General features: G+C 53.2%; 9 protein-coding genes. 4 read left to right on the top strand and 5 right to left on the bottom strand.

Annotated features, from left to right (window positions below; all coding sequences use genetic code 11):
* Together FDW87_RS23150 and FDW87_RS21230 are read right to left on the bottom strand one after the other, a co-directional pair.
* Positions 1-376, bottom strand: a 376-nt coding sequence (locus FDW87_RS23150) for an LptF/LptG family permease (protein WP_252363271.1), incomplete at its 3' end; no start/stop codon positions are given.
* 62 nt (positions 377-438) lie between these two features.
* The gene (locus FDW87_RS21230; protein WP_212723231.1) at positions 439-489 is read right to left on the bottom strand and encodes a hypothetical protein; all 51 of its coding nucleotides are present in this window, start codon (positions 487-489) and stop codon (positions 439-441) included.
* A 153-nt stretch (positions 490-642) separates the two neighbouring features.
* Between FDW87_RS21230 and pepA the strand changes: the two genes are divergently transcribed.
* The 3 genes from pepA (at position 643) to FDW87_RS20035 (ending at position 5,563) form a co-directional block, all read left to right on the top strand.
* Positions 643-2,154 carry a leucyl aminopeptidase gene (gene pepA / locus FDW87_RS20025; RefSeq protein WP_003025870.1) on the top strand — a complete coding sequence of 504 codons (1,512 nt, stop codon included), beginning with the start codon at positions 643-645 and terminating at the stop codon, positions 2,152-2,154.
* Positions 2,155-2,264: 110 nt separating this feature from the next.
* Complete coding sequence (gene holC / locus FDW87_RS20030; RefSeq protein WP_016151505.1) at positions 2,265-2,708, top strand: DNA polymerase III subunit chi; 444 nt, start codon at positions 2,265-2,267, stop codon at positions 2,706-2,708.
* Positions 2,708-5,563: a valine--tRNA ligase gene (locus tag FDW87_RS20035; protein WP_137380099.1), complete on the top strand. Its 2,856-nt coding sequence runs from the start codon at positions 2,708-2,710 to the stop codon at positions 5,561-5,563. The genes holC and FDW87_RS20035 overlap by 1 nt, the downstream gene beginning before the upstream one ends.
* A gap of 56 nt (positions 5,564-5,619) precedes the next feature.
* On the opposite strand, the gene FDW87_RS20040 is transcribed toward FDW87_RS20035, so the two are convergent.
* A complete protein-coding gene (locus FDW87_RS20040) occupies positions 5,620-6,810 on the bottom strand; it encodes a YjgN family protein (protein WP_065554565.1) in 1,191 nt (396 codons plus the stop codon).
* Between the two features lie 193 nt (positions 6,811-7,003).
* Between FDW87_RS20040 and FDW87_RS20045 the strand changes: the two genes are divergently transcribed.
* Positions 7,004-7,507: a GNAT family N-acetyltransferase gene (locus FDW87_RS20045; RefSeq protein ID WP_075849114.1), complete on the top strand. Its 504-nt coding sequence runs from the start codon at positions 7,004-7,006 to the stop codon at positions 7,505-7,507.
* 26 nt (positions 7,508-7,533) lie between these two features.
* On the opposite strand, the gene FDW87_RS20050 is transcribed toward FDW87_RS20045, so the two are convergent.
* A complete protein-coding gene (locus FDW87_RS20050) occupies positions 7,534-8,364 on the bottom strand; it encodes a topoisomerase II (RefSeq protein WP_109017739.1) in 831 nt (276 codons plus the stop codon).
* A 165-nt stretch (positions 8,365-8,529) separates the two neighbouring features.
* Positions 8,530-9,288: a tRNA isopentenyl-2-thiomethyl-A-37 hydroxylase MiaE gene (gene miaE / locus FDW87_RS20055; protein WP_137380100.1), complete on the bottom strand. Its 759-nt coding sequence runs from the start codon at positions 9,286-9,288 to the stop codon at positions 8,530-8,532.
* Positions 9,289-9,333: the final 45 nt, after the last annotated feature.

Below are 9,333 nucleotides of genomic sequence, written 5' to 3' on the forward strand. Positions count from 1 at the left end.
TGGAGGACCACGGTCCGGCCCACATCACGTTGACCGCCGCAATAATACTGGTAAACAGCGCCAGCACCATCGCCGCTTTCACTAAGACAGCCTTGCTCAGCCCGCAGGCGTGCATGACCGTAATTTCACTTTCGGTATACAGTTTGCCCAGCGTCATCAGCAGCCCGAGGAACAGGCTTAATGGCAAGATAAGTTGCGCCATTTCTGGCACGCCCAGCCCCAGCAGCGAGAGCACCAGATTCGCCGGGATATCACCGTCAACCGCCGCACCAAGGATCCTGACTAACTTTTGACAAAAGAAGATCAAAAGCAGGATGAATAGGATCGCAAGTTGGCTTTTGAGCGTTTCCCGAACCAGATATCTTATGATTATCACTTTAAATACGCCCGTAAAAACCCGTCTTTTGCCGGAATTTAGCTTGTTTCATGGCTTAAACGTCATTTATTCTCTTGAGTCGTCGAAATCGTCGCTAAGATCATTATACTCAACGGATCCACCTCTCAGAAATTGTTCTGACGTGCCAATGCCGTAATAACGTTAAGATTAACACGAAGTCACCGCAACAGCGGGTATGAGTTACGAAAGCTTGCAATTCTATCCGTAGCCACCGCCGTTGTCTTTAAGATTCAGGAGCGTAGTGCATGGAGTTCAGTGTAAAAAGCGGTAGCCCGGAGAAACAGCGGAGTGCGTGCATCGTCGTGGGTGTCTTTGAACCACGCCGTCTCTCTCCGATTGCAGAGCAGCTCGACAAGATCAGCGACGGGTACATCAGCGCACTGCTGCGTCGTGGCGAACTGGAAGGCAAACCAGGTCAAACCCTGTTGCTGCACCATGTTCCTAACGTTCTGTCTGAGCGAATTCTCCTCATTGGTTGTGGCAAAGAGCGCGAGCTTGATGAGCGCCAGTACAAGCAGGTCATTCAGAAAACCATCAATACGCTGAATGATACTGGCTCAATGGAAGCCGTCTGCTTCCTGACTGAGCTGCACGTCAAAGGGCGCAATAACTACTGGAAAGTGCGTCAGGCCGTTGAGACAGCACAGGAAACGCTGTACAGCTTTGATCAACTGAAGACCAACAAAAGCGAGCCGCGTCGTCCGCTGCGTAAAATGGTCTTCAACGTACCGACCCGCCGGGAACTGACCAGCGGTGAACGTGCGATCCAGCACGGTCTGGCGATCGCCGCCGGCATTAAAGCGGCAAAAGATCTCGGCAACATGCCGCCGAACATCTGTAACGCCGCCTACCTTGCCTCTCAGGCGCGCCAGCTGGCAGACAGCTACAGCAAAAATGTTGTAACCCGCGTGATCGGCGAGCAGCAGATGAAAGAGCTGGGCATGCACTCTTATCTGGCCGTCGGTCACGGCTCGCAGAATGAGTCGCTGATGTCGGTCATCGAGTACAAAGGCAATCCGTCCGAAGACGCGCGTCCGATCGTGCTGGTCGGTAAAGGGTTAACCTTTGACTCTGGCGGTATCTCCATCAAACCTGCCGAAGGCATGGATGAGATGAAATACGACATGTGCGGCGCGGCAGCGGTATATGGCGTGATGCGCATGGTGGCCGAGCTTCAGCTGCCAATCAACGTCGTCGGCGTGCTGGCAGGCTGCGAAAACATGCCGGGTGGCCGTGCGTATCGTCCAGGCGACGTGCTGACCACCATGTCTGGTCAGACCGTTGAAGTTCTCAATACCGATGCCGAAGGCCGTCTGGTCCTGTGCGACGTATTAACCTACGTCGAGCGCTTTGAGCCAGAAGCGGTGATTGACGTCGCAACCCTTACCGGCGCGTGCGTGATTGCGCTGGGCCATCACATCACCGGACTGATGTCGAACCACAACCCGCTGGCGCATGAGCTGATCGGTGCGTCCGAACAGGCTGGCGACCGCGCGTGGCGTTTGCCGCTGGGCGATGAATACCAGGAGCAGCTAGAGTCCAACTTTGCGGATATGGCGAACATCGGCGGACGTCCTGGCGGCGCCATTACCGCGGGCTGCTTCCTGTCACGCTTTACCCGTAAGTACAACTGGGCGCACCTCGATATCGCCGGTACCGCATGGCGTTCAGGGAAAGCCAAAGGCGCAACCGGTCGTCCGGTGGCGCTGCTGTCGCAGTTCCTGCTCAATCGTGCCGGTTTTAACGGCGAAGAGTAAGGCGGTAAGCACAAGCAATAAGACCCGTAGGCCGGATAAGCGCAACGCCATCCGGCCTACGGTTGTGCATCATGGCAACGCATTTAAATTCACCAGAAGAAGCCCCATATATGAGAAACGCAACTTTCTATCTTCTGGACAATGACACGCAACACGATGGCTTAAGCGCCGTCGAGCAGTTGGTGTGTGAAATTGCCGCAGAACGTTGGCGTGCTGGCAAGCGCGTGCTGATCGCCTGCGAAAACGAAAAGCAGGCTCTTCGACTGGATGAAGCCCTGTGGGCAAGACCGGCAGAAAGCTTTGTTCCGCATAATCTGGCAGGTGAAGGCCCCAGAGGCGGCGCACCGGTAGAGATTGCCTGGCCGGAGAAACGCAACAGCAGCCCGCGCGACCTGCTTATCAGTTTGCGCGTTGGCTTTGCAGATTTTGCCACCGCTTTCACAGAAGTGATAGACTTCGTTCCTTACGAAGATTCTTTGAAACAATCGGCACGCGATCGCTACAAAGCTTACCGCGTGGCCGGTTTTAACCTGAATACGGCAACCTGGAAATAATGGAAAAGACATACAACCCACAAGATATCGAACAGCCGCTTTACGAGCACTGGGAAAAGCAGGGCTATTTCAAACCTAACGGCGATGAAAGCAAAGAGTCCTTCTGCATCATGATCCCGCCGCCGAACGTCACCGGCAGTTTGCATATGGGTCATGCTTTCCAGCAAACCATCATGGATACCATGATCCGCTACCAGCGCATGCAGGGTAAAAACACCCTGTGGCAGGCAGGTACCGATCACGCGGGTATCGCAACCCAGATGGTGGTTGAGCGTAAGATTGCCGCTGAAGAAGGTAAAACCCGCCACGACTACGGTCGCGAAGCGTTTATCGACAAAATCTGGCAGTGGAAAGCGGAATCCGGCGGCACCATCACCCGCCAGATGCGCCGTCTCGGCAACTCCGTTGACTGGGAGCGCGAGCGCTTCACTATGGACGAAGGTCTTTCCAATGCCGTGAAAGAAGTCTTCGTTCGCCTGTACAAAGAAGACCTGATTTACCGTGGCAAGCGCCTGGTGAACTGGGACCCGAAACTGCGCACCGCGATTTCCGACCTGGAAGTGGAAAACCGCGAGTCGAAAGGCTCAATGTGGCACATCCGCTATCCGCTGGCCGACGGTGCGAAAACCGCAGACGGTAAAGATTACCTGGTTGTGGCAACGACCCGTCCGGAAACCGTGCTGGGCGATACCGGCGTGGCCGTCAACCCGGAAGATCCGCGTTATAAAGATCTGATTGGCAAGTTTGTTGTTCTGCCGCTGGTTAACCGCCGCATTCCCATCGTCGGCGATGAACACGCTGATATGGAAAAAGGCACCGGCTGCGTGAAGATCACCCCGGCGCACGACTTTAACGACTACGAAGTCGGGAAACGTCACGGCCTGCCGATGATCAATATTCTGACCTTTGACGGCGACATCCGTGAAACCGCGGAAGTGTACGACACCAAAGGCGAAGAATCCGACGTTTATTCCAATGAAATCCCGGCTGAGTTCCAGAAGCTGGAGCGCTTTGCCGCGCGTAAAGCGGTGGTTGCCGCCGTTGATGCGCTGGGCCTGCTGGAAGAAATTAAACCGCACGACCTGACCGTACCTTACGGCGACCGTGGCGGCGTGGTTATTGAACCGATGCTGACCGACCAGTGGTACGTCCGTGCCGACGTGCTGGCGAAACCGGCGGTTGAAGCGGTTGAAAACGGCGACATTCAGTTCGTACCGAAGCAGTACGAAAACATGTACTTCTCCTGGATGCGCGATATTCAGGACTGGTGTATTTCCCGTCAGCTGTGGTGGGGTCACCGTATCCCGGCATGGTATGACAACGACGGCAACGTCTACGTTGGCCGTACCGAAGACGAAGTGCGTCAGGAAAACAACCTCGGTGCCGACGTTCAGCTTCGCCAGGACGAAGACGTTCTCGATACCTGGTTCTCCTCCGCACTGTGGACCTTCTCTACCCTGGGCTGGCCGGAAAACACCTACGCGCTGCGTCAGTTCCACCCAACCAGCGTGATGGTTTCCGGTTTCGACATCATCTTCTTCTGGATTGCCCGCATGATCATGATGACCATGCATTTCATCAAAGATGAAAACGGCAAGCCGCAGGTGCCGTTTAAGACCGTCTACATGACCGGTCTGATCCGCGACGACGAAGGCCAGAAGATGTCCAAATCCAAGGGCAACGTCATTGACCCGTTGGATATGGTCGACGGTATCTCCCTGGCAGAACTGCTGGAGAAACGTACCGGCAACATGATGCAGCCGCAGCTGGCCGAGAAGATAGCCAAGCGTACCGAGAAGCAGTTCCCGGACGGCATCGAGCCGCACGGCACCGACGCACTGCGCTTCACCCTGGCGGCGCTGGCCTCTACCGGTCGCGACATCAACTGGGATATGAAGCGTCTGGAAGGTTACCGTAACTTCTGTAACAAGCTGTGGAACGCCAGCCGCTTCGTGCTGATGAACACCGAAGACCAGGATTGCGGCTTCAACGGCGGCGAAATGACCCTGTCGCTGGCGGATCGCTGGATCCTTGCTGAATTCAACCAGACCATCAAAGCGTACCGCGAAGCGCTGGACAACTTCCGCTTCGACATCGCCGCGGGCATTCTGTACGAATTCACCTGGAACCAGTTCTGCGACTGGTATCTGGAGCTGACCAAGCCGGTAATGAACGGCGGTTCCGAGTCTGAACTGCGCGGCACCCGCAATACGCTGGTCACCGTTCTGGAAGGTCTGCTGCGCCTGGCGCATCCGATCATCCCGTTCATCACCGAGACCATCTGGCAGCGCGTGAAGGTGATTTCCGGTATTACCGCCGACACCATCATGCTGCAACCGTTCCCGGAATATAACGCCGCACAGGTTGATGAAGCCGCACTGGCTGATACCGAATGGCTGAAGCAGGCGATCGTTGCCGTACGTAACATCCGTGCGGAAATGAACATCGCCCCAGGCAAACCGCTCGAACTGCTGCTGCGTGGTTGCAGCGCTGATGCGATGCGCCGTGTGAACGATAACCGCAGCTTCCTGCTGAACCTGGCGCGTCTGGAAAGCATCACCGTGCTGCCAGCCGATGACAAAGGTCCAGTCTCCGTGACCAAAATCATCGACGGCGCCGAGCTGCTGATCCCGATGGCTGGCCTCATCAATAAAGAAGATGAGCTGGCGCGTCTGGCGAAAGAAGTGGCGAAAATCGAAGGTGAGATTGCCCGTATCGAAGGCAAACTTTCCAACGAAGGTTTCGTTGCTCGCGCACCGGAAGCAGTTATCGCCAAAGAGCGTGAGAAGCTGGACGGTTATGCGGAAGCGAAAGCGAAGCTGATTGAGCAGCAGGCGGTCATCGCCGCGCTGTAATTGCCGTTGACGTTATACACGTATTAAAGGCCGGAGCATGCTCCGGCCTTGTTGTATCAGATGAACGGGAAGTAGGTCATCACACCACGTGATACCCACATCGCCGGACCTGTTTCCAACGCCTCTGTATGGTCAGTCAGTTCCAGCGCATCCAAATCCCCTTGTACATGGGAGTTACTGGCCAGCCAACTGACCAGCCACATTTTCATCCACGGATAAGCTAGCCCAAACGTGATGCCTGAAATAAACAACACCAGTACAAAACGCCAGATCAGGCCATGTGCAGTGACGGAAGAATGAAAGCGGATTTTGCCCTCGGCCAGCGCCAGGTTATTCATGAACAGATTACGTAGCGTGGTGTATAAATAGCTTCCAACCACAATAATTCCGGCGAAATAGAGAAAATAGCTCGCCATTATTCTGCTCTGATTCTCCCGGATAAATTCGTCGTCGGCCACGCCTAACACAGCCAACATCACCATTTGCAGAAAAATAGGGGCAATTAGCCAGACAATCACAACAACAAATGGCAGCAGTACCAGCACGGCTTTAATACACCCCACTATGCTTGCTTTCATATTGACGTTAATAGTAAAGCGGTGAATACCAAAATTACCGCCATTACCCACTAACTGCATCCATTTTGCATAGGTAATACCGTAGGTGATACCCATGCCCACAATTCCCACCAACGCAATAAATGCTATTCTGATAAGCATTCCAGTACTGCCCTCAATCCAGTCGGTGGCAAGTATCAGAAGATAAATCACTCCCCAGTTCACCACAGCAAGCACCACTGGCACAACCAGTAAAAAAAGCCATGCATGTAATTGTGAGCAGTCAAAACCAAAACGCACACCGTTAAGCGACGTCATCATCGCCTGATACTGCAGGCTTTTTATGGTCATTAATGGAAGGACAGCTACCAGTAAACCAATCAAAGTAAAACCAACGAGAGGACTGCCGTTAGCAATAGAACTCATGCTGGCACCATAAACCACCATAATCGACAAGAAGCTTACGAATATCGCGCCACCAGTCGCCTTATAGGTAAAGGGTTGGCCATTGAGAGTCATATTTTCGTAAATATAACGCCGACATTTCACTATCGCCCACGGTGTATAAATACCCAGAGTAATACAACACAGCAAAAAATTGACAATGCAAATAATAAAGTACTGCCATCCTTTACCGATAAAAATAAATGTGTGTCGTTGATTTTCCCGACCACCAACAAAATCATTCATGAACAATATCCCTAATATAAATTCCATTAAGATAAAAAATAAAAACCAGTGTTTATTTACTGGTTCGTTTACAATACTATTTTTAATTAGCCAATGTGTTTTAATTTTTTCTGATTCAGGAACGTCTTGCACCCGACAGAAGAGAGTGGTATTAAATAAATATATAAGTGTATTTTTAGAATTGAGCCATATTATGAATGTTGTGCTACCCACCACGCTTACGCTGCGCCGAATCACCGCAGCAGATAATGCCGCTATCGCTGCGGTGATCCGCAAAGTTTCCGCTGAATACGGGCTTACTGCCGATAAGGGCTATACCGTTGCCGACCCTAATCTGGATGAACTATTCCAGGTTTATAGCCAGCCGGGCGCGGCCTACTGGGTGGTTGAGCAAAACGGTGAAGTCGTGGGCGGCGGCGGCGTTGCGCCGTTAGGATGTAGCGAACCGGACATTTGCGAACTGCAAAAGATGTACTTCCTGTCGAGCGCACGCGGTCAGGGGCTGGCGAAAAAGCTGGCGCTGATGGCCCTCGAACATGCCCGTGAGCAGGGTTTCAAACAGTGCTATCTGGAGACCACGGCGTTTCTGACCGAGGCAATCCGCCTGTATGAACATTTAGGGTTTGAGCATATCAACGAAGCGCTGGGCTGTACCGGGCACGTGGATTGCGAAGTGCGGATGTTAAAGCCCCTCTGACTTCAGCCGGAGGGGCAATGGTTGCGTTACTGCATTTCGGCGGAGAGCATCAGCCGAATGACGCCAGCCGCGCGAGCGGTTGGCAGCGTCAGCACCTGTGACCATAAATCCTGCACCATTTCACAGGCGACTTTCTCTTTGCCCACACCTTTACTCGGATCAGCCATAATCTGGATATCCGGTCCAAAGCGCTGTACCAATCCCGGGCTGATGGATTGCAGATCCTGAAGCGCCAGCTGTTTCTCTTGCGCCGTAACCGTATGTTTGTTCGGGCCATAAGCCGCGTGCATCATACTCATGTCGCTGGCCATACGACGATTCATCAGCTCCCGCGGAATAATACGCACCGGGTTAATCCCGCCTTTCACCGCCGGGAACAGAAAGCGAAAACACTCGTCATCGCCCACTTTTGCCACCGCAGCAATCTGCTCGAGGTTAATTTTCATATACTCAATCACATTGGCATCGGGTGCCTGCTGCAAACGCGCCATCTGTACCTGCAGGATTTGCGGCTGAATAGCGTCGATAATCTGTTGTTCGCTTTTCCCAGCTTCTTTCAGTTGCGTTGCCTGGTTGAGGATGTTCTGCCATAACGCGGGTTCCTGCTCTTTAAGTACCTGATAAACAGGCATTGCCAGCATCGCATTTTCAAATTTCTGCGCGTCCGTCAGCCCATAATCAGGGCTTTCGCGCGGGATCAGGTAGTGCACATCAAACAGATTCCACGCGACAATCGCCACCACAAAAACCACCGCGCCGGAGATCTTGCCCAGCCAGCCTTTTTTGCGAAACATGCCAACGACGATAGCAATCACCGCCCCGATATAACCCGCCAACAATACGTGTGCCCAGTTCATTAACCATCCTTATGCAAAACAGTCTCTGTTGCGGGGATATATTTCCCCTTCGTGTGTTTTGATTATTACGGTAGCAGCGAGCGATTTCCAGCCACCAGATTTTGCTAATGGAAACAGGAAAGGTAAAACCGCGCGACGATTAGCGCCGCGCGTCAGAGAAGAGAGTCAGGCTGGCACGCCGCTGTGGAAGCGGAATTCATCGTCGGGAGAAGTAATCAATGCGGCTTCTACTTCGCCAAAGAACCGCACCCGACGACTGATATCGTCGGCAGAAACCTGCTGTGCCAACGCCAGATAGTCCTGATAGTGCCGCGCCTCGGATCGCAGCAGAGAAAGATAAAATGCCTGTAAATCGTCATCCAAATACGGCGCCAGCGCGGCAAACCGTTCACAAGAACGCGCCTCAATGTAAGCCCCGCAAATCAGTTTATCGATTAGCGTTAATGGCTCGTGGGTTCGCACCTCTTTAAGCATGCCTTTGGCATAACGGCTGGCGGTAATTTTGACGTAGGGAATGTTGCGGCTCATCATCGCCTCACGCACCTGCCAGAAGTGGTGCAGCTCTTCTTTGATCAGCAAAACCATGCTGTCGATCAGCTTACGCCCCCACGGATCGTCAGTTTGCGGCATTACGCTTTTGCTAATCTGTTTATTCAGCGCGATAAAATCCGGTTCATCCCCTTCTCTGAAAGCATACGCTTCATAGGGTTTCAGCCAGTCCAGTAGCGCCTGCGATCCCTGTTTATCTGCAACATACTTACGCACCAGCAGCATGGCCGTTTGCGCCGCTTTTAGCTCGCAGACGAGATGATCCGTCAGTAACAGAGGGAGATTCGCCGGGGCTCGCGCTTTATCAAGCCAGGCCTGGGGCGTTTTACAGTGCAGGAAGTTGTGGATCGGGGAGAGTATTTGCAGGTAATCCATACGTTATCCTTGGCCTACGGCAGCAGACGCTACCGTAGGTCAGCA

The organism is Citrobacter sp. wls826, assembly GCF_005281245.1.
GTDB lineage: Bacteria > Pseudomonadota > Gammaproteobacteria > Enterobacterales > Enterobacteriaceae > Citrobacter > Citrobacter braakii.